This window comes from Antarcticibacterium sp. 1MA-6-2 (assembly GCF_021535135.1).
Taxonomy (GTDB): domain Bacteria; phylum Bacteroidota; class Bacteroidia; order Flavobacteriales; family Flavobacteriaceae; genus Gillisia.
On sequence record NZ_CP091036.1, the window covers coordinates 3,785,355 to 3,805,753 of the forward strand.

21 protein-coding genes, 1 tRNA gene and 4 pseudogenes are annotated in these 20,399 nt (G+C 39.0%); 4 read left to right on the plus strand and 22 right to left on the minus strand.

Going from position 1 to position 20,399, the window contains the following annotated elements; all coding sequences use genetic code 11:
• Positions 1-40: 40 nt before the first annotated feature.
• Positions 41-113, plus strand: a tRNA-Gln gene (locus LZ575_RS19165).
• A gap of 331 nt (positions 114-444) precedes the next feature.
• Here the strand turns inward: LZ575_RS19165 and LZ575_RS19170 are convergent.
• Both LZ575_RS19170 and LZ575_RS19175 read right to left on the minus strand, forming a co-directional pair.
• Positions 445-990, minus strand: coding sequence for a DUF488 family protein (locus LZ575_RS19170; protein ID WP_235326587.1), 546 nt, complete (start codon positions 988-990; stop codon positions 445-447).
• Between the two features lie 60 nt (positions 991-1,050).
• The gene (locus LZ575_RS19175; RefSeq protein ID WP_235326590.1) at positions 1,051-2,328 is read right to left on the minus strand and encodes a chloride channel protein; all 1,278 of its coding nucleotides are present in this window, start codon (positions 2,326-2,328) and stop codon (positions 1,051-1,053) included.
• Positions 2,329-2,467: 139 nt separating this feature from the next.
• On the opposite strand from LZ575_RS19175, the gene LZ575_RS19180 reads away from it, so the two are divergent.
• Both LZ575_RS19180 and hemN read left to right on the plus strand, forming a co-directional pair.
• The gene (locus LZ575_RS19180; RefSeq protein WP_235326593.1) at positions 2,468-2,920 is read left to right on the plus strand and encodes a hypothetical protein; all 453 of its coding nucleotides are present in this window, start codon (positions 2,468-2,470) and stop codon (positions 2,918-2,920) included.
• Positions 2,921-3,042: 122 nt separating this feature from the next.
• Positions 3,043-4,407 (plus strand): oxygen-independent coproporphyrinogen III oxidase, encoded by a 1,365-nt coding sequence (hemN, locus tag LZ575_RS19185; protein WP_235326595.1) that lies wholly within the window; start codon positions 3,043-3,045, stop codon positions 4,405-4,407.
• Between the two features lie 33 nt (positions 4,408-4,440).
• On the opposite strand, the pseudogene LZ575_RS19190 reads toward hemN, so the two are convergent.
• From LZ575_RS19190 to ccoS, 20 genes and pseudogenes are all read right to left on the minus strand, one after another.
• Positions 4,441-5,409 (minus strand): annotated as a pseudogene (locus LZ575_RS19190) (PAS domain-containing protein).
• 108 nt (positions 5,410-5,517) lie between these two features.
• Positions 5,518-6,642, minus strand: coding sequence for a hypothetical protein (locus LZ575_RS19195; protein WP_235326597.1), 1,125 nt, complete (start codon positions 6,640-6,642; stop codon positions 5,518-5,520).
• Positions 6,632-7,321, minus strand: coding sequence for a hypothetical protein (locus LZ575_RS19200; protein WP_235326599.1), 690 nt, complete (start codon positions 7,319-7,321; stop codon positions 6,632-6,634). Before LZ575_RS19200 ends, LZ575_RS19195 begins: the two co-directional genes overlap by 11 nt.
• A gap of 149 nt (positions 7,322-7,470) precedes the next feature.
• Positions 7,471-7,869, minus strand: coding sequence for a group III truncated hemoglobin (locus tag LZ575_RS19205; protein WP_235326601.1), 399 nt, complete (start codon positions 7,867-7,869; stop codon positions 7,471-7,473).
• A gap of 17 nt (positions 7,870-7,886) precedes the next feature.
• A complete protein-coding gene (locus tag LZ575_RS19210) occupies positions 7,887-8,177 on the minus strand; it encodes a hypothetical protein (RefSeq protein ID WP_235326604.1) in 291 nt (96 codons plus the stop codon).
• A 174-nt stretch (positions 8,178-8,351) separates the two neighbouring features.
• A complete protein-coding gene (locus tag LZ575_RS19215; protein ID WP_311195861.1) occupies positions 8,352-8,915 on the minus strand; it encodes a Crp/Fnr family transcriptional regulator in 564 nt (187 codons plus the stop codon).
• Positions 8,916-8,920: 5 nt separating this feature from the next.
• Positions 8,921-9,221 (minus strand): annotated as a pseudogene (gene trxA / locus LZ575_RS19220) (thioredoxin).
• An 85-nt stretch (positions 9,222-9,306) separates the two neighbouring features.
• Entirely contained in the window at positions 9,307-10,593 is a 1,287-nt protein-coding gene (locus LZ575_RS19225) for an acetyl-CoA hydrolase/transferase family protein (RefSeq protein ID WP_235326606.1), read from the minus strand.
• 2 nt (positions 10,594-10,595) lie between these two features.
• Positions 10,596-11,177: a YceI family protein gene (locus tag LZ575_RS19230; protein ID WP_235326608.1), complete on the minus strand. Its 582-nt coding sequence runs from the start codon at positions 11,175-11,177 to the stop codon at positions 10,596-10,598.
• Positions 11,178-11,235: 58 nt separating this feature from the next.
• Positions 11,236-12,270, minus strand: a complete 1,035-nt coding sequence (locus tag LZ575_RS19235; RefSeq protein ID WP_311195862.1) for a hypothetical protein — start codon at positions 12,268-12,270, stop codon at positions 11,236-11,238.
• Positions 12,245-12,523 carry a hypothetical protein gene (locus LZ575_RS23995; RefSeq protein ID WP_311195863.1) on the minus strand — a complete coding sequence of 93 codons (279 nt, stop codon included), beginning with the start codon at positions 12,521-12,523 and terminating at the stop codon, positions 12,245-12,247. The genes LZ575_RS19235 and LZ575_RS23995 overlap by 26 nt, the downstream gene beginning before the upstream one ends.
• Positions 12,524-12,555: 32 nt before the next feature.
• Positions 12,556-13,146, minus strand: a complete 591-nt coding sequence (locus tag LZ575_RS19240) for a YceI family protein (protein WP_235326610.1) — start codon at positions 13,144-13,146, stop codon at positions 12,556-12,558.
• Positions 13,147-13,350: 204 nt separating this feature from the next.
• Positions 13,351-14,052 carry a sulfite exporter TauE/SafE family protein gene (locus LZ575_RS19245; protein ID WP_235326612.1) on the minus strand — a complete coding sequence of 234 codons (702 nt, stop codon included), beginning with the start codon at positions 14,050-14,052 and terminating at the stop codon, positions 13,351-13,353.
• 2 nt (positions 14,053-14,054) lie between these two features.
• Entirely contained in the window at positions 14,055-14,501 is a 447-nt protein-coding gene (locus LZ575_RS19250) for a FixH family protein (protein ID WP_235326614.1), read from the minus strand.
• 231 nt (positions 14,502-14,732) lie between these two features.
• Positions 14,733-16,157, minus strand: a pseudogene (ccoG, locus tag LZ575_RS19255) (cytochrome c oxidase accessory protein CcoG).
• 44 nt (positions 16,158-16,201) lie between these two features.
• Positions 16,202-16,669, minus strand: coding sequence for a c-type cytochrome (locus tag LZ575_RS24000; RefSeq protein ID WP_311196129.1), 468 nt, complete (start codon positions 16,667-16,669; stop codon positions 16,202-16,204).
• On the minus strand, positions 16,612-17,184 hold the full coding sequence (locus tag LZ575_RS24005) for a cbb3-type cytochrome c oxidase N-terminal domain-containing protein (protein WP_311195864.1): 573 nt from the start codon (positions 17,182-17,184) through the stop codon (positions 16,612-16,614). The genes LZ575_RS24000 and LZ575_RS24005 overlap by 58 nt, the downstream gene beginning before the upstream one ends.
• On the minus strand, positions 17,181-17,366 hold the full coding sequence (locus LZ575_RS19265) for a CcoQ/FixQ family Cbb3-type cytochrome c oxidase assembly chaperone (RefSeq protein WP_235326615.1): 186 nt from the start codon (positions 17,364-17,366) through the stop codon (positions 17,181-17,183). Before LZ575_RS19265 ends, LZ575_RS24005 begins: the two co-directional genes overlap by 4 nt.
• Before the next feature lie 6 nt (positions 17,367-17,372).
• Positions 17,373-19,570: pseudogene (gene ccoN, locus LZ575_RS19270) on the minus strand (cytochrome-c oxidase, cbb3-type subunit I).
• Positions 19,571-19,598: 28 nt separating this feature from the next.
• Positions 19,599-19,766 (minus strand): cbb3-type cytochrome oxidase assembly protein CcoS, encoded by a 168-nt coding sequence (gene ccoS / locus LZ575_RS19275; protein ID WP_235326617.1) that lies wholly within the window; start codon positions 19,764-19,766, stop codon positions 19,599-19,601.
• A 183-nt stretch (positions 19,767-19,949) separates the two neighbouring features.
• Between ccoS and LZ575_RS24425 the strand changes: the two genes are divergently transcribed.
• The gene (locus LZ575_RS24425; protein ID WP_409187177.1) at positions 19,950-20,393 is read left to right on the plus strand and encodes a hypothetical protein; all 444 of its coding nucleotides are present in this window, start codon (positions 19,950-19,952) and stop codon (positions 20,391-20,393) included.
• Positions 20,394-20,399 lie beyond the last annotated feature (6 nt).

Genomic DNA, 20,399 nt, shown 5'->3' on the forward strand with positions numbered 1-20,399 from the left:
GAATAAAGTTTGTTTTAAATTTGCATCCGCATTGAAACGCTGGCCTATGGTGTAACTGGCAACACGTCTGGTTTTGGTCCAGAAGAGTCTAGGTTCGAGCCCTAGTAGGCCAACTTCAATTGAAAACCCGAACTTTGGTTCGGGTTTTTTGTTTTTGATTATGTAGGGCGGGAGGCCTGTACTGAATTAAAGCCGAAGGGAGCCCCGGTAGGTAAACTTCAATTGAAAATTTCTAAGAGTTTTTTTTAGTTTTTTCAGAATATTTCGAACTTATATTTCCTGTGATTGGAAGTTTTGAATACAGTCGAAAAAAGACTGAGTAGGCCAACAAGAAATTTAAAAACCGAATTGTGGAAACAGTTCGGTTTTTTGTTTTTAAAACAGTTGGGTGAAATTTCGAATATTTTCAAGTCTGAATTATCGAAGGTCTGGATGCACTAAAGGTTACACCTCTCCCTTAGTATCCTGCTTGGAGTAATCTAACCTTCCATCAACAATTTTGGCTGGTTTCGTATAAGGATGCTCCATTTCTTTGTTGATACTCATTATATGATTCACCTTCCACCCCCGGACCTTTAGGTAATCTGAGATTAGAGAGCGGTGGCAACTCCACCAAACAGCTTCGGAACACATATAAGCTACCCGGGAATTTATAGCCAGTTCCTGGAGTTGTTCAACAGAATCCTGAAAAATCTCTGTTTCCATATGATCGGCATATGCCTGAAAAGAGGGAAGGCGCCAGGCTGTGTTCTTAGAATCTGCCTGCACCTTTCTTCTGCCGCCGAGGTCTTCAAAATGAACGTATTTAATTTTATTTTCAGCAAGCGAAATTTGAAGATTCTCTTTGTTAAAATACGGAAACTTCCTTGAGCCGGGGAATCTCCTTACATCCACCAGAATTTCAATTTTAAAGGAAAATAGAATCTCCAAAAATTCGGGTAGAGGATGCGTAGAGTGTCCAATGGTCCAGATTTCGTTATTTGAAGACATTAATTATCCTTTGAGTTTCCTCCAATTTAAAATTATTTCGGCTAAGACAAAATTCTTCCTTTAGCTTTCTTTCGTTCTTTGCAATTGAGAGCCAATAAAAGGAATGCGTGGGGCAAGAAAATATCCGGTAAGACTGGCAAAAAGAATTGGAATAAAGTAAGTAAATCCTGTAAGAGTGGCCAGTAAAATGGTTGTACTCATAGGTGTTCTCGTGACACAGGCGTTAATGCTTACCATACAACTTATAATTGCCAAAGCAGGGTCAACAAACGGGAAGATCCTGTGAATGATTAATCCTAATGTGGCTCCCACAAAAAATAAGGGAATAATGAATCCACCTCTCCAACCTGAGGTGACTGTTATTGCAATAGCGAGAATTTTAAAGGCTAAAATGGCAAAAAGAATGTTTAAGGTGAGATCGTTTAGAAGTAGTTCATTTATTTGATGATGACCAAAGTACCGGGTTAGAGGAAAATAAAAGGCAATCACTCCCAGGGCTAGTCCGCCAATAAATGTTTTTATGTAAATGGGAAGAGGAAAATTTTGAAATACAGATTTCAACTTTTTGGTGCAGAAAATGAAAATCCATCCGCAGAGAGTAGCGGCTACAGCAAAGAGTACTGCATAGGCAAAATCGAATTTATCCTGCATTTCATAAGTGGGAAGGTCCCAAATGGGACCAAGGCCCAGATGAATTATAAGAGCAAATATGATATAACTGAAACAACTGGAAACAAAAGCAGGAATAATAGCCTGATAATATTCTGCCGCGTGTTTGTGGTGCAGGATCTCAAGGGCAAATAAACTTCCACCTAATGGAGCGCCAAAAAGTGCTGTAAACCCTGATGCCATTCCTGCTATGGTCATAGATCGAAAATCCTCTCCTTTAAGGCGTAAAACCTTTGCAAACCAGGATCCCGTGGAGCCAGTCACCTGTACAAGGGGAGCTTCGGGGCCCAGACTTCCTCCTGAAGCAACACACAGGAGAGAAGATAAAATCATGGATGGATTATTTTTTGGATCTAGTTTGCCCTTATTGAACCTGATGTTGTTCACAATAAGATCTATTTCCCCCGGATCTCCGAAGAAATGAATGATAATTCCCGCCGCAAATCCCGCTATAGCCATGGTTGGGATAACCAACCAGCTAGTGAAAATTTCCAGACCGTGAGTTAAAGCTTCCAAAACGATCCAGTAGATACCTGAAATTAAACCTCCAATTATTCCCAGAAGAGCCCATAGCAGGAAATTCCTGCTGAAAAGAAAGGGACTAAACCGTATTGGCTGGTCAAGGATATTCAGGTAAGTGATTAATCGTCGTTTTGCTTTTAGTTTCAAGCAGCGGGATTTAAATTCAGGAGCGGCAAGTTATTAAAATTCCGGCATTAAGAGTGCCAGATTTTACTGTCTTATCGAAGGCTTCATTCGTAGAATTTTTTAACTTCAGCAGTATATTAAAAATTAAGGTGCAGCTTTTATGGGTTTTGAAAGAAATCTTGAAGATCTCGAATTTACTCTGGACGAAATATTTCCGAATTGCAACTTCTGGAAAATAAGTCCAGATAATCGGCAATTGCACGAAGGAACTAAAAATCCTAAACATATAATTACGCCTGCAGATCTGGATGAAGAGTTGGCTCAAAGAATTGCGGGTCATATGGGCCTAAGCTTTATTGCTGACAAAGATCAATTCGGAAATGTTTGTATGGCAGAAAGTGCAGAAGTAATTCCTGCATTTAGGCAAATTTGTACGGGGAATGATATTCTGAATTATATTATTGCTGTAATTAATACGGGTAAAAATTCAGAAGAAATGAGAAATCCGGAGAAAATCAAATCTATACAAATAGCTTTTCCAAAAAATGCAATGAGATTTTGGGAGCTCGTAAAGCCTGGAGAGAAGCTCACATTCAATTTATATAAAGAATAGATTCCACAGAAGGGGATAGAATTCCTAAACGAATATAATTTCCATTTTTATTGTCTTTTCCTGATCCATATCATATTACAAAAAATACAGTGGCTGTAATTTTGCTTTCCAAACTTTGAAACATGAGCAGTCAACTTATTCAGAAGTATAATGTCGCGGGACCACGGTATACAAGTTATCCCACTGTGCCCTATTGGAATTCCGATCTTTTCTCTGTTGAGAATTATAAAAAAAGCCTACAGGATTCCTTTGCAGCCAGTAATAAGTCAGAAGGAATAAGTATATATATCCACCTGCCATTTTGCGAAAGTCTCTGCACTTTTTGCGGTTGTAATAAACGAATTACGAAGAGACACGAAGTTGAATCACCCTATATCACAGCAGTTTTAAAGGAATGGGATCTTTATACTGATCTTTTGAAGGAGCGGCCGCTTGTAAGGGAAATTCATTTAGGAGGTGGAACTCCAACTTTTTTCTCTCCGGAAAATCTGAAAATGCTCATTGAAGGTTTATTTAAAAAAGCAGACAGGGCAGAGGACTACGATTTTAGTTTTGAGGGGCATCCTAATAATACAAAGCCGGAACATCTGGAAATGCTTTACGGGCTGGGCTTTACCAGGGTGAGCTATGGAGTTCAAGATTACAACCTGGAAGTACAGCTCGCAATTCATAGATTTCAGCCGTTTAAGAACGTAAAAGATGCTACAGAAAATGCGAGAAAAGCAGGATATACTTCTGTAGGCCATGATATAATTTTTGGACTGCCGTTTCAAACAGTAGAACATATAAGAACCACCATTGCGAAAACAAAAGAATTAATGCCGGATAGGATCGCTTTTTATAGCTATGCTCACGTGCCGTGGATAAAAGGAAACGGGCAGCGCGGTTTTAAAGAAGAAGATCTTCCAACGGCCGATGTGAAACGCGAGATGTATGAGACCGGAAAGCAGCTTCTCGCCGAAGCCGGATATGTAGAAATTGGAATGGATCATTTTGCTTTAAAATCTGATTCTTTATATAAGGCAGTAAAGGAGAAGAAGCTCCACAGGAATTTTATGGGTTATACCACTTCCAAAACGAAGGTAATGATTGGTCTGGGAGTGTCTGCAATTAGCGACAGCTGGAGCGGATTTGCCCAAAACGAAAAGAAGATCGAAGACTACTATGACAGGCTGGAGGCGAATGAACTTCCGTTATACCGGGGTCATATTTTAACTGAAGAGGATGAGGTGATCCGGCAGCATATTCTAAATCTTATGTGCAGGCTTGAAACTTCCTGGGAGGATAAAAATGTCTATTTTTCCGAAATTCCTGACATTCTAATTAAGCTGAAAGAAATGGAGAGTGACGGGCTGGTGGAAATGAGCAGTAAAAGCATTAAAATAACGGAAGCTGGTCGGCCTTATGTGAGAAATGTATGTATGGCTTTTGATTTACTTCTGCAAAGGAGTAAGCCGGAGACCCAGCTGTTCTCCATGACAATATGAAAATTGCCCCTGGCTGAAGCCAGGGGCAATTTTTTAGTTCCAATCCAGGAGCCTTTTTTCTCCTTCAATAGTCTTAATGTCGGTTATATCCTGAGACATTTCAATTACGCCCTTATAATTCTTTTGAGCGTCGCGTACTGCAAAATACCTGATGTAGATAAGACGGCCTTTAAAATTGATCCAGAAGGAGGATTCACTTTTTGTTCCCTTTCGGAATTCTTCGAGAATCTTTAAAACCGTTCCCACACTTTTAGGGGGATGGCAGAATTTTACCTCCCGCCCGATAATTCCTGCACTTCTGGGAAATACCCGTTCTTCCCCGCGGTTATAAAAAATTACCTTATCATTTTCGTCGACATAAGTAAGGTCAAGTGGCATTGTCTTCAGCAATAAATTTACCTGCTCCACAGTCATATAACCCTCATCATAGTGCGTGGAGTTCTCTGTTGAAAAAGACAGTTCTCTTTTGGTAAAATCCCGGGAAGGGTGGATGTACTCTTCTTTGGGAAATTGTACAGGTTCTTCAGGTAACATCCAGCCAATCTCTTCTTCGCCCTTTCGAACTTCCATCCAGTCTTTCTCAGACAGGATGTCTAAAGCATTTGGAAATAAAGTATGTTCCTCAGTGAGTAATAACTAGGTGAATGTTACTAATGAGGTAAGAACGATCCTGCTCCAGGTTATGAACCTCCCGTAACTCGATCTTCTTCCGCAGTAACCGAAAATGTTCTCTTATGGTGTCATGAAAGGACCACATATTCATTGAAGGTCCATTCCAACCTTTCTTTTCAAGAAATGGAAAAAGCTGATTCTCCTTCCGTTCAAACTAATGCGCTCTATTTCCTGTAGCTGATTAAAGATGTTGTAAAATTTCTGATATTCAGAAACCGGATCTGCATTCTGAAATTCTTGCAACAAACCGATAATGATATCTTTTTCAAGAAAATAGATAGCAACGGGATGACCTTTTTCCAGTCCTGATATATCTATAGTTTCAGTCATTTTTGTAAATTTTTCTTCAGCAAAGAAAAAGGTAAAAGAAAAGATGAGGTATGACTCAGGTCATATCTCATCTTCAGCAAGTTTAAAGTCTTCAGCAAGTTTAAAGGTTTATTGCTTCTCAAGCCACTGCTTTATTCCTGCAATTTCTTCCCCGGCGAGCAATAGATTACATAAGAAATCCTGTTTGTTATTTATAAGGTTAGTAGTGAGTTGCAGAGCTTCATAATAAGCCAATCCCGCTATTAAATTATCACAGAAGACTATCCAGTTCTTTATTTCTTTGGCAGTAGGTTGAAAACAATCCTTTATTTCTTCCTTTAAATATTCAACATAAAGTTGTAACTCCCTGATGAACATATGCGGTCGTTTAGGATCCAGTGGCAGGGAATTTCTTCCATAAATATGATCTGTCATTTCCTGCAGACTCGCAATTTTAGAAAAATTCACAATATTTGGCCCGGGACAAATCGTGACGGCACTAAGTTTCTTTAGGAAAGGTTCTTTATATTTAACAGAGGCAGAATTGCTAAGGCCAACGCACAGGCACTCTTTTTCAAGAAGTTCGTCTTTTTGTTTCTGGTATTCTGCTTCCGGAAGGTTAGAGGCTGCTAGTTGCTCAAGCTTCAGCTTTTGATATTTCAACGAAGCGGTGCAGATTGGTTCTTTGGTAAATTCAGTATTGGAGACTAAAAACTTTTCTGTACAGGGGCTTCCCGGTTTATTTCTTTGAATACGCTCTAGCCGCTCTTTTTCTGAACTGGTGCCTTTCAGGTAATTAAATCGAACTCCAAGAGGAGAGGATTTACTCAGTACGACGTCCGTTTTTCCACTTTTAGCCAGCAGATCCATAGTTTCTTTATCTACGGTAGTGGCTTCTGGGCACAGCAAAAATGGAGTTCCCCAACCTGTTCTGTCTATTTGATAGTGTTTCAGCAGCAGTTCATTCTCTTCAGGATTACCAATACCACCCTGAACAGTAATAGTTATTGGATGAGGTTTCTCAAATTTTTTTTCACCACGGGCTTTTACAGCGGGGTTATAAAGATTAAACAATTCTGCAGCCAGTTCTTCCTTTTTACTGCGGAATTCCTCCAGAATGGGTCCCAATAGAATTCCCTGGGTAGCAAAAGCATGTCCGCCACAGTTTAATCCGGATTCTATTCTGAATTCACTTACCCAAATTCCTTTTTTTGCCAGGTATTTTCCCTGGATGAGCGCAGACCTAGTAATCACTTACTTTTATAATTACCCTCTTCTTAAAAACTCCCCATCCGGTAGCATCAAATTCCCTGAAATTCTCGAGGTAGTTGTACAGTCGCGGATTTAGACCTGCAGAAAAGATAACTGCCGAGTTTTCCAGATCACTCTCGGCATAAGCTTTTAAAGCCCCAAGAGCATCAGATCCATCTGGAATAATTTCTCCCTTAGCATCAAGATTGTTTTTATCAACCTTGGTCATAATATTCACTTCAATCGCTCCGGGTCTCAAGTTCGAACGTAGGAATTGTTCCAGTTCCTGTTTCTCTTCTGTATTAGAAGAATTGGTAAAGCGGTAATATTGTTGCTTTAGTAAACTCTCCTCCGGCAACAATTCAAAATACTTCACGATTTCAGACCCTGTTTCAAAGGCAGATGCGCGCAGTTTCTCAAATTTTGTCTGCACACTCCTGTTTACCAGGTTTAAATAATCTGTAATCCGGCGCGAGCGGTAATTTTCTTCAGTTTTTTCTATTGGTTCGTATGGCTCATTATTCTGCTGATAATAATACTTCCGCATGACCTCTATAAGATTATCCTCAATAATAGAAATTGCAGAATTAATACCATAGCAGGCTACCTTAATGGGAGAGTCTATAGTGAAAGCTAATCCCATAACGGGTATATGGAAAGAGTGTGGAGAAAGGGAATTCATAAATCCTGATTTTTTAAAATAAACCTCAAAGATTGTTATCTTAAAAATGCCAGTTTATGATATATATCATAAAACGCAGGATTTATAATTTTAAAATTTTAAGGGAACAGGAAATTTTTTTGTTGTAGATCAATTGAAAAACTGAGCAACTAAAAATCTATTTCTTTGGTCCTGCTCATATACATATTCATAAAGAGATTATGAGCCATATTTCGGGCGCGATTCTTTGCAATATTTGCTCTTTCACCTTCAAACATGTCATCTATAGTAGCATACCACATGGTCAGCCACTCTCCAAAATGTTTTTGTTCAATACTGTGATTAAAATTATCGTCCACCTCTTTGTGTGCCCGCACCGGATTTCCTCGAAATTTACTTACCATAAAAAGGTTAGTTTCCCAGAAGTCCGTGAGTTGCTCCAGGTGCTTTGGCCAGTCTTTAATGGTTTCATTGAAGAAATGCCCAATTTCCTGGTTCTCTCTTACTTTAGTATAAAAAGCAGAAACAAGGGCGAAAACATCACCCCTGTTTTGTATATCATTTTTCATTATTTCAGCTAATAATTCTAGTACCTGATGATAATATTCCAGAAGATTAAGATAATGCTTACAGCCAGGCTTACCAAAAGTGAATTAAAAACAAGTTTATGTTTAAGTTGTGCAAGTACTGCGGTATTATATCCCATACAAACAACAACGGCAAAGAATAATTGTACCATTTGAACCACACTGTGCCCATTCATAAGAATAAGCATTACAGCTACAGATCCTAAACAACTGGATAAAATTATGGAAAGTGCAGAAGAACCAACGAATAGATCATCAAAATCTTTGTATAAAGCATTATAAAGTTTCATAGTTTTTGTTTTTTGTTTACTACTGTAAAACTATAAACAATGCCCTGGAAGAAATATGATCAGGATCATAAAACGGGCAATTTCTCCTGAATCTTTCAGGGTTTAACTATTTGATTTTGAATCTATTGATGTTGGACAGATTACCTGAAGACCTTCCTGTTTTGAATTTTTATTTCACCTTTTTTCTCCAAAGCTTTTGTAGAGCGGATCACAGTCTCTACCCGCAGGCTTAGTGAGATCGGCAATTTGCTGACGGGTGAGGTCTACTTTAAAGGTAAATTTTCCTTCTTTTTTGTGAACGTATTTCTTGAGATAGTCCAGAATTCTTAAAATGCGGTGCTCCGGTTCCTGGCTGGAAATTTCTGAAGCCATGATGGCTTTGTAGAAAAGTCTTTTAGCTAAAGTCTCGGTGATCTTAAGATGAATATCGGGATGTGAAGCCAGTAAATCGAGGAAACTTGTTTTGTGAAGCTGAATAACTTCGCTGTCTGAAATAGCTTCAGCATTAGCAGGATATTTCACATTAGCAAATAGGGGAGGTTCCCCAAAGCTTTGTCCTGTGGAAAATATTCCCTGAATGAACTCCTTTCCGTCAAGATTAAAGTTGTTCATTTTAATTTCTCCCGATGCAACCTGGTAATAATTTATTGCTGTGTCTCCTTCTCTGAATAACTGGTCGCCCTTTCCATAAGCAATTTTTCTAGCACCAAAATCAAGCAGAAGGTTTTCTGGAATCATAATTTTTATTGATGGGATTTTATTATTTGAACAAGATCAGATTTTTGTATCACGCCGGATTGTCTCCATAATTGTTTTCCGTTCTTGAACAGGATCATTGTTGGCACTCCACGTACCTGATATTTTCCCGCTAACTCTTCATTTTTATCAACGTCAATTTTCACAATTTTGACCGCATCACCCAACTCTTCTTTTGTATCCTTTAAAATTGGAGCAAGCATTTTACAAGGTCCACACCAGTCTGCAAAGAAATCTACAAGTACCTAGTTTTTCATCATTAATAATTTCACTAAAACTACTTTTCATGGCCTATAATTTTGTCCATACAATTTATTCAAAATCTTTGGTACCTGCCAGTATTTTAAGGAATTGTTGCCACTTGAAATTCTTTCTAAACTACTTGTTGGAATCTGCTATAGAATTCCTGTTCCAGCTGTTCCCGGTGATTGGGATGTGCAATGGAAATAAGTGCTTTTGCTCTTTGCTTCAGGTTTTTACCATAAAGATCTACAATTCCGTATTCTGTAGCTATATAATGAACGTGTGCTCTCGTTGTAGTAACGCTAGCTCCTTCCTTTAAATATGGAACAATTTTAGATACTCCTTTATTTGTTACTGAAGGCATAGCTATAATTGCTTTCCCACCTTCAGATAAAGAGGCACCCCGAATAAAATCCATTTGTCCACCCACTCCGGAATATTGATATTTTCCAATTGTGTCTGCACAAACCTGTCCCGTTAGATCTATTTCTATTGCTGAATTTATTGCCGTTACTTTAGGGTTTTGTCTTATAATGGCGGTGTCATTAGTATAAGCTGCTTCCTTAAAATGGACGATGGGGTTATCGTCTATAAAATTGTACATTTTGGGTGAACCAACAGCAAAACAGGTAACGATCTTTCCGGTTTTAACTTTTTTGTCTTCCCCTGTAATAATTCCTTTTTCCACCAGAGGCAGTATTCCGTCGGAAAACATTTCGGTATGGATACCTAGTCTTTTGTGGTTGAGGAGGTTATTTAAAACTACATTTGGAATACCACCAATTCCCATTTGCAGGGTGGCGCCATCTTCAATTAATTCAGCTACATGTTTTCCTATTTGTTGTTCAATTTCTGTAGGGATATTAATATGGGTAGAATGAATGGGCTCATTTACTTCTATGGCTGCATCAATACTGCTCACGTGTATTATCCCATCCCCGTGAGTACGTGGGACATTAGGATTGACCTGCGCAATTACCTTTTTGGCTGTTTGAATTGCAGGTAAAGTAATGTCTACAGAAACTCCAAGGGAACAATAGCCGTGCTTATCGGGAGGGGAAACCTGGATAAACGCAATATCTATAGGGAGAATGTTTTTTCTAAATAACAAATGAATTTCACTTAGAAAAATGGGGATATAAGCACCGTATTCTGAATTGACTGACTCTCTTACGTTCCCACCCACAAAGCAGCTGTTAGTTTTAAATGCCTCACTGTAGGGGGCAGTCGTATACTTCGCTATTCCTTCGGTATGAATTTGAAATAATTCAACTTCCTGTAATTCCGCATAACGCTCACACAAGGCATTAATTAATGTATTGGGAGTCATTGCAGCACCCTGGAGGAAAATCCGTTGTCCTGATTTTACAAGGGAGACGGCATCCTGTGCTGATACTATTTTTAGCTGGGGGATCATATTTACAAAAATTTTACAGCGAGATTAAAATCTATTTCGATCTCATCTTTAATTACTATTAAACCAAACATCTTTTTAGGTGGTTCAAGATCAAAATCCCGAATGTCAAGTTTTAAAGTTCCTGCATAATTAGCTGCAGAGGCTTTTTTTGAGATTTCAACAGGTAATGTATAATCTTTCTTATTTCCTGCTATTGTAATTGTGACGTACGCCTTACCGCTTTTCTCCTTATATAAATGAATTTCGGTTAATTCCAGAGAAATTTGGGGGTATTTATCCGTCTTTAGCAGGGAATGAAAATCTTTATTTATAGCTTTATTTCCGCAGTCAAAGCCTTCATTTTCCAGTTTTAGTGTGGCATTGGAAAACTTTATATGGTTTTCGTGCACCTTATATTCTACAGAAGATGTTCGTTCAAGACGAGCAGTATTAAAGTCGCATTTAAATTTGCTAATATTGGTGTCACCTGTGATTTTAAGGTGACTGTCTGGTAAAATTCGTACTGTTTTCTTCTCATAACTATTTTGCGAAAAGCCTGTAAAGCCCAGGCAAAAAACCAGCAAACATAACAGTAAATTTTTCATCTTATTAAGTTTAAAAAGAGGGGCGATTGCCCCTCCTTATTAGATCAACATTTTCTTTTTAGAAGCTTATTACTGCTTCAAACATAAGTCCGTTGAATCCGCCGCCGTTTCTTATATCTGTATTGGCAAATCCATTGTACTCCTGGTTCACGTATTCAAGTTTTGCAAGGATGTTCTTTGTCATAAACCATCCACCTGCTAGATTGTACCGGGTGATATCTACTTCTTTACCTGCAGTTAACTCTCCGTCTACAAGGTTGTAACGACCACCTACATAGAAGTTCTCGTTATTTCCAAAGCGGTAGATAAGCTCACCTGCATACTGGTTGAAGGTTCTTGTATCGGGCTCAGCTGTTGCTTTACTGGTAGCTCTTTCATAGGTTCCAAAGAATTCAAGTCCGCCATACTTTAAGAATGGGTTTACCATAAAGGCGGTAAGTTCATTTCTTAGGCCCGGGTTGAACCTGCCTGAGCTAAAGTTGGCTGCAGGGGTTGCTCCTGTGGCTTCCATTACAAGATAGTATCTTGATCCTGCACGGTCTGCACTGTAAAGGTATGCGTTAGCACTCTTGTTGGTGTGGTATACAGATCCTGTTAAGCGGAATCTTAGTCCTTCTTCGGCATTGTTGTCATATCCAAGTTTTGCTATGTAAGAAGGTCCTGTTACATCCGGATTGCTTACAGCCTGGTTAAGTTTACCGTTTGTTACACTACCCATAGCGATAAGGCCATTGTTGAAGTAGTACACTTCTGCACCAACTTCGGTGGTAAAGGCATCCATTATAAGGTTTCCAACGAAGGGATTGTAAAGTGCCATTGCGTTATCACTTCTTCTAAAGTGCATATCACCATAGTTGTTCTCCATATGACCAATCTTAATTCTCATATTATTCATAAGGGGCTGCATAAAGCCTTCGCTTATAAAATCAAGCTTGTCTATTTGGATATACCCGCCTTTTACGTATGGCTCCGGGTGGTGACGTGAAGAAAGGTAAGTTCTAAGGTGCATTCTCACCCCATCATAAAGCTCAACATCAAGGTCAAGGTTGGCAGTAGGAAGGTTGAAGTTATTCCCAATCTCTATTAGTCCCACCTAGTTCTCCGGCTGCGTTCACAGGGGATCCTGTACTTTCGTGGTCAAGAGCCTGGAACTGGATAGCAAAGGCTCCTCCCATTCTTACATTTACACCGTCAAAAGTATCGGTAGTATCTTTTGGAGCTTCAAACTGGTTGATCCCACGTTGGTCAGGAAGTCTGTAGTTCTCAAGGTCGCGTTGTTGTGCCTGGGCTTGTAAACCAACTAGTGCCAGAAGTGCGATGCTTAAATATTTAACTGAGGTTTTCATTGTGATAGAATTAATTGTTGTTGTGGATAGTTTTATTTAGAAAATGTTGATTGAAATTTTATGTTGACCTGGTCCCCGGTAGTAATGGTACCAAACATCGCTGTTGGAGGATCTACCTTGAATTCAGTCATTTTTAAGCTTTTGCTTCCGGTAAGGGTTACTTTGTCTCCTGTTACTTTAGCGTCAAAAGTGATCTCTACAGGTTTTGATGTTCCGGCTATAGTGAGAGTTCCGCTGGTGGTTACTTTACAGCTTCCGGCAGTGACACAGTCTATATTGTTTACCTTGTTCAGCTTGTAAGTGATGTCTTTGTTACTATCTGTCTTCAAAGCTTTGTAAGTATTCTTATCCATCCCGGATTTTCCACTCTTTAAGCTTTCAGCCTGTACTGCAAATTCCAGTTGGCTGATCTTTACCAGTTGACCATCGGCAAACTCTGCCACAAGTTTCCCTTTTTGGTCTTTTGCCACTACTTCCCAGTCGTGAACGTTAGAGGTTCCTTCTACTTTTAAAGTGGAAGCTGTATTATTTAGATTATAAGTTTGGGCTATAGAAAATTGAGCAGTTACCACCATCATTAGTACAGTTCCTACTACCAGTTTAATGTTCTTTAGAGTTTTCATGATTTACCTTTTTAATTTGATACAAAGTTGCACCAGGAATGCAGGATAAATTATGACGAGTATCAGGTTTTGGAATGTTTTCAAAAGATTCTGAAAACCTTTACCGCTGCGGCTTTTCAGAAGATGACAACTACAACGTTTGCATTCAGAAATAGACAAAAAATAAGCCCCGGGTGGGGCTTCAACTAATTTTTAATAAGTTTATTAATGACAATTTAAAGTAGCTGTAACCTGCTGGTTTACAGGTTGAGGTGAGACATAGGGTATTCCCAAACCAAGACCTCGTAAGATAAAAAGACTGCCTATAATGATTATAAAAACAGGTACAAGTTTTCTCATCTTCAGCCGTAAGCTGTTACTTAAGAGGTTGCTGAAATAAACCGCTGTAGTCATTAAGGGCATTGTTCCCAGGCCAAACAACAGCATATATGCACTTCCGCTCAAAATACTTCCTGTAGCAACCGCACCAAATACTGCCATGTATACAAGCCCACAAGGTAAAAGCCCATTTAAAAAACCAATAGTAAAAAAAGTATCCGGGGTTTTCTTTTTAAATGCTGCACCCATAGAAAACTTTATTTTTCCAATGAACCTGTTTATAGGCCGGGAGAAATTATATTTATTAAATTTTGCTGCAGGTATCAGGATCACCAGGATCATTAAAATCCCAATAAAAATTGAAAGTTGTTGCTGCATTCCAAAGAGATTCAGGCTTTTGCCCACCACGCCAAAAACAAGCCCAATGGTACTGTAGGCCAGAAGCCTCCCACCATGGTACAGAAAAATTTGAAAAAACTTCTTTAGCTTATTATCCCGTGAAACCGGAAGCATAAAAGCAATAGGCCCACACATTCCTATACAGTGGAAACTGCCGAGCAAGCCTAATATAAAAGCGGTGTAAAGCATTTTTAGTATGTAAATTCTTTTTTGAAATAGTAGGATTCCCCCAGGTATGACCAATCGATCTCAATATTCCAGCGTCCTTCTTTCAGGAATTTTGCAGGAATTAAAACCTGATGGGCAGTTAGCTCAATAGGAATGGTAAAATCCAGTTCCTTGTCTGAGGGCCTGTAGAGAAAAATAGATCCCTTCACATCCTCATAATTTAAATTTTCGGGAAAATATATTACCACACCTTCGTTTTCTACAGAAGCCTTAATATTCGAGAGAAGGTTTAGGGAATTCGTTTCACGGTCCAGCTTTCCCTGAAAAGACAGCTCTTGTTTATAATATTCCTCTGTGACCAGGTCGTGATTAAAATTCTTATCTGTTGTCATTGAAATGACCAGGTATAGAATAAAGGTCATAAAACTAATTATTGCCAGCACAATGGCTGTTCCCCAGCTAATTTTCATTTTGTTATTTTTAAGATGTTTGTAGAAGCAAATAAAGCCTCTTAGTATTTCAACCCTTGATCATTTACAACACCAACTTCATTCATCGCTAGCCAGTGAATTTCTCCCGCGGGAATATTATATTTATCATTTACACTGAAGTCGTACTGCAACCGTCGTGACTTTTGTTAATCTGTTTTTCAGAAGATTTTAAGTCAGAAAATAGTTCGATAATTATTAGTTCTAATTATTTTATCTGAAGCTTCGCGGCCCCATAAAATTAGTCCGGGTTGTTTCTATTAAATCCTCTCCGTTAAATACTCCTATTTCAATGTCTTCTTTTTCTCCTTTAAGTATTGCCTGATTTAGTTTGATAAACAGGGTTCCTTCAGCATAACCCTTCCCTGGGATATTAATATCTTCTTTGGTGACCGATTGTATTGTTCCCTTATGAGAAAGCAGCTCGAAATGTACCTGGTTAAAATCATCAGTGGTTTTGTTAATCAGTTTAAACGTATAAACGTTACTTATCTCGTTATTTGCCTGTTCCTCATATAGCTGTCCAGGTAATCTTAAAACAGTGGCTTCAACATCTGTTCGAAGGAACATCATGCCCACGAGTAATCCCACTAACACAAACAGAATTGCAGAGAAGCCTTTCATCCTGTTATCAAAAGTAAATTTCTCCTCTTTCTCGATATTTTCTTCAGAATAAAATCCAATTAGACCTTTTGGAAGATCTACTTTCTCCATGATCGCATCACAGGCATCTATACAGGCGGTGCAGTTTATGCATTCAAGCTGAGTCCCGTTCCTGATGTCTATGCTTAGGTGGGACATACATTTACACACTGGAAACAATCTATGCAATCCCCTTTTCCTAGCTCCTGCTTAGTTTTCATTTTTTTTAAACCTGGCCCGGCCATTTTCTCTTTCCCCGCGTTTGTGGTTGTAAGCAACTACTACAGATTTTCTATCAAGTAATACACTTTGTAATCTTCCATAGGGGCAGGCAATAGTGCAAACCTGCTCCCGAAACCAGGCAAATACGAAGTAAAATACTCCCGTAAAAAATAAGAGGGCGACAAAGGTGCTAAGGTTTTCCACAGGGCCGTTCTCAATGTACTTTAGCAGCTTTTTACTCCCAATAAGATAAGCCAGGAAAACATTAGCGATAAGAAAGGAGAAGAGAAAAAATATAAACCATTTTAAACCTTTTTTCCTAATTTTCTCTGTATTCCATTCCTGTTTGTCAAGCCTTATCTGTGCCCCTCGATCTCCTTCTATCCAGTATTCTATTTTTCGAAAAACCATTTCCATAAAAATGGTTTGGGGACATATCCAGCCACAAAAGATTCTTCCAAAAGCTGCAGTAAAAAGAGTGATAAAGATCACTGCAATTATCATTGCCGACACTCCAATATAAAAGTCCTGGGGCCAGAACGGCTGGCCGAAAATGTTGAATTCCCTTTCAAGAAAATTGAACATCATAAACTGATTCCCGTTGATGTGGATGAACGGACTTAAAATAAGGAAGGAGAGAAGGACGTAGGTTAACCCGGTTCGGTAATCGTAAAATCTTCCCTCAGGTTTTTTTGGATATACCCACGAGCGCTTCCCCTCGGCATCTACTGTAGATATCCTGTCTCTATATTCCTCTGTCTCTGTTGGTCTCACTGTAATTTATTCTGAATTATTCAGGCCTGTAATTTGATTACCTGTTATTCTTTTTCTGTTTTTAGATCCAGGTCAATAGGGTCGTCCTCTATAATTATTTCCATTGTAGTTGAATCAATTTCTTTGAAATTCACGTCATCAATTAATGCGTCCTCGTCCATCCATATTTCACCTTCTGGTTCTTTAGCATCTACAGGAGTTGCGCCGTGAAGACTAAGAATATAGCTTGCTACCTGTGCCATTTCTCTTGGCTTTAGATTCGTTTTCCATGATATCATTCCTTTCCCGGAACGGCCTCCTTCAGAAATGGTATGGAAGACATTTTTGATTCCGCCGCCCAATATCCAGTAATCATCTGTTAGATTTGGACCTATACCTCCCCCGGCATCTACTTTATGGCACGCTGCACAATTGGCTACATAAATGCTTTTTCCTGCATCTACATCTTCCTGGCTTAGGTGAGAAGTTCTACAGTATTTGCATCTATAAGATCGGGTGCAGTTTTTTTGTATTCTTCGATCTGGATGTTGGCCTCTGCCATTTCCATTTGATACTCTTGCTCCTGAGTTATTCCATCAAAAACATGATACCAGGCCATATAGGCACCTGCAAAAATTATTGTAGCATAGAAGGAGTAAAGCCACCAGGGCGGGAGCGTATTGTCCAACTCCTTAATTCCATCGTAATTGTGGTCCAGTTCCAGGTCTCTTTCTTCAGATAACGGCCGGGTGCCAGACCATTTTCTCATTATTTTTTTCAGGTTGTATTTTTCGGCTTTTGCCTGTTCGGCTCTCATGTAATTCTCTTTCGCTTCTTCGGAAAGAGTTTTGAACATGGTATTTTCAATCGCAGAAACAATTACTTCAGCAGAAATCAGGAATAACAAGGCTACCAACAGCACCACCTGAAGGATGGGGTTTTCAATAATAGCCAGGTTTTTTCCGGAATCAATAAAATATTCAGTTAAGCCGATTATTACTAAAAAGATTGCGGTTACCCGTAACCAGGCAGGAATTAGATTTCTCATAGTGTTTGTTCGTTTTCAGATTCGAGAGGAATTTCTTCCATACCTTTTATGTATTCCTTATTGGCAGTCAAAACCCACCAGAATAGCAATACAAAGAATATAAAGAAGATGAGAAGGGAGATGATGGGGTAGACTTCTACCCCCGCTATTGTCTCCATATGGCCTTTTATAAATTTGAACATAGCTGGTTATTTTATAGATGTTACTTTAGGATCTTTAACTTTAATATCTGTTCCCAGGCGTTGCATATAAGCAATTAGAGCGATGATTTCCCGGTTTCGCATTTCTACGAATTCCAATCCGTTTTCTTCAGCATAATTTTTATCTGCTTCATAAGTTTTGACAAAATCCGGATCACTGTAAAGGTTCTTTTCAATTTGAGTAGCCTGTGCGTCCATATGGGCATAAGCATTTGCTATTTCTTCAGGAGTGTACGGCACGCCTAGTTTTACCATCACTTCCATCTTTTCCTGAGTTTTTGACTAGTCGTGTTCATCAGTAATTAACCACTTATATCCGGGCATAATAGAACCTGAAGAGGTGCTTTGGGGATCATACATATGGTTAAAGTGCCAGTTATCGGAATATTTTCCACCTACCCTCATGAGATCGGGACTAAGTACGTTTGCTACCCCAAAGGAATGGGTGATCATATACGTATTCCCCCGCTTTAGAATATTCACCGTAACGCTCCACTTCACTACGGAAAGGTCTTACCATTTGAGAGTGACAGGAAACACAACTTTCTCTAATGTAAATATCTCGTCCCTCAAGTTCCAGTGGAGTATAGGGTTTTACACTGCTGATTGTTGGAATGTTCGATTTCACCAGGATAGTTGGAACAATTTGAATAACTCCTCCTATTAATATAGCTATAGTTGCAAGTATAGTAAGCTGCACAGGTTTACGTTCCAGCCAGGTATGAAAACCTTCACCTACTAATCGCTTACCACTTATTTTTTGTAACGGAGCTGCTTCCGCCAGTTCATCTGTAACTTCAGAACCTGCCCTAATAGTTTTGTAAACATTGTACACTAATATGAACATCCCTACTATATACAAACTACCACCAATTGCACGCATCCAGTACATAGGAATGATCTCTGTTACTGTTTCTAGAAAATTACCATACGTTAATGTTCCATCAGGATTAAACTGTTTCCACATGGAAGCCTGCACAAATCCCGCTACATAAAGTGGCATTGTATAGATTATTATGCCCAGTGTTCCAGACCAGAAGTGGAGATTGGCTAGTTTGGTTGAATACAATTTTGTTTTAAACATTCGGGGGATTAACCAGTAGACCATCCCAAATGTTAAGAAACCATTCCAGGCCAGAGCTCCTACGTGTACGTGAGCAATGATCCAGTCACTAAAGTGGGCAATTGCATTTACATTTTTTAGAGATAGCATGGGTCCTTCAAAAGTGGCCATCCCATAACTAAGTAAGGGCAACAACCATAAATTTTAATACGGGATCTGTTTTTACTTTATCCCAGGCTCCACGTAGAGTTAATAATCCATTGATCATTCCTCCCCAGGAAGGCATAAGCAACATAACCGAGAATGCTACTCCCAGGTTTTGAGCCCAATCTGGTAAAGCTGAATACAATAAATGGTGAGGACCAGCCCAGATGTAGATAAATATTAATGACCAGAAGTGGATAATTGAAAGCTTATAGGAATAAACAGGCCTGTTTGCAGCTTTAGGAATAAAATAGTACATAAGACCCAAAAACGGAGTAGTTAGAAAGAACGCAACTGCATTATGTCCATACCACCATTGTACTAACGCATCCTGCACCCCTGCATAAGCTGAATAACTTTTAAATAATCCTACAGGTAGTGCAAGGCTATTGAAAATGTGTAATACTGCAACCGTTACAAACGTGGCGAGGTAAAACCAGATTGCTACATATAAATGCCGCTGTCTCCTTTTTAGGATCGTTGCAATTAAGTTCCAGCCGAACACCACCCATACTACTGCTATGGCAATATCCAGGGGCCACTCCAGCTCTGCATATTCTTTTGAACTTGTAAGTCCTAATGGAAGTGTAATAGCTGCAGCAACAATAATAAATTGCCAGCCCCAAAAATTTATTTTGCTTAAAACGTCACTATACATCCGCGCTTTAAGAAGACGCTGGGTAGAATAATAAACTCCCGCAAAAATGGCATTTCCAACAAAAGCAAAGATGACCGCATTGGTATGCAGTGGACGTAAACGGCCAAAGCTTAACCAGGAGATCCCATCGGTAAGATTGGGAAATAAAAATAAAAATGCTAATAATAGCCCAACCGACATCCCGACTATCCCCCAGAATAAGGTAGCGTAGATGAAGTTTTTTACGATCTTATTATCGTAGTAGAACTGCTGCAATTCCATACTTTTTTAATTAGTTGTTATTAATTGTTTACAGATTTGGTTTTCTTTTTTTGACTAGTTCGTCATCAAATAGTATTCGTACAGAAGGTGTATAATCATCATCAAACTGTCCTCTTTTGACAGCATAAATGAAGGCGACAAAAAATACCAGCGCCACAATTATACTTATAGTCAGCAATACATATATTACACTCATAATTTAATTTTTACCCGGACAAAACTAGAGGCTTGGCTTCAGGGGAAATATGATTTTAATCAGGTTTTTAGAATTTAGTCTTTATTAAAAAAATGGGTTGTTTATGATCAGGGTCATGTTTTAATTCCCTCTTAATCTGGAGATTTGTTGGAGAAATAATAAATCACCTTTAATAAACTGGTTATGAAAACTTGTAATACCAATTTTAAAAGATCCTATGTGTTCCTTTTCGTTACTGCAGCGCTAATATTTGGACTATTTACTTCCTGTGAAAAGGCAGTTGCAGCAAAAGAAAATCCGGAGCAAATGAAAGTATACGGCGAGGTGGAAGCTGAATTAACTGCCCCTCCATTTGTACCGCGAGCCGTAGGAAATAGGCCTGCAACCAGGCAAATAGTAAATATGGAGGTTGTAGAAAAAGAGATGGAAATGGCAAACGGGGTTAGCTACGTATACTGGACTTTTGACGGGACTGTTCCGGGTAGTTTTATTAGAACCCGCGTGGGAGATGAAATTGAGTTTCACCTTAAAAATCACCCGGACAGTAAATTACCTCATAATATAGACTTACACGCGGTAACTCAGTCCCGGTGGAGGTGCAGAATCATCTTTTGTAGCTCCGGGTAGAGAGGC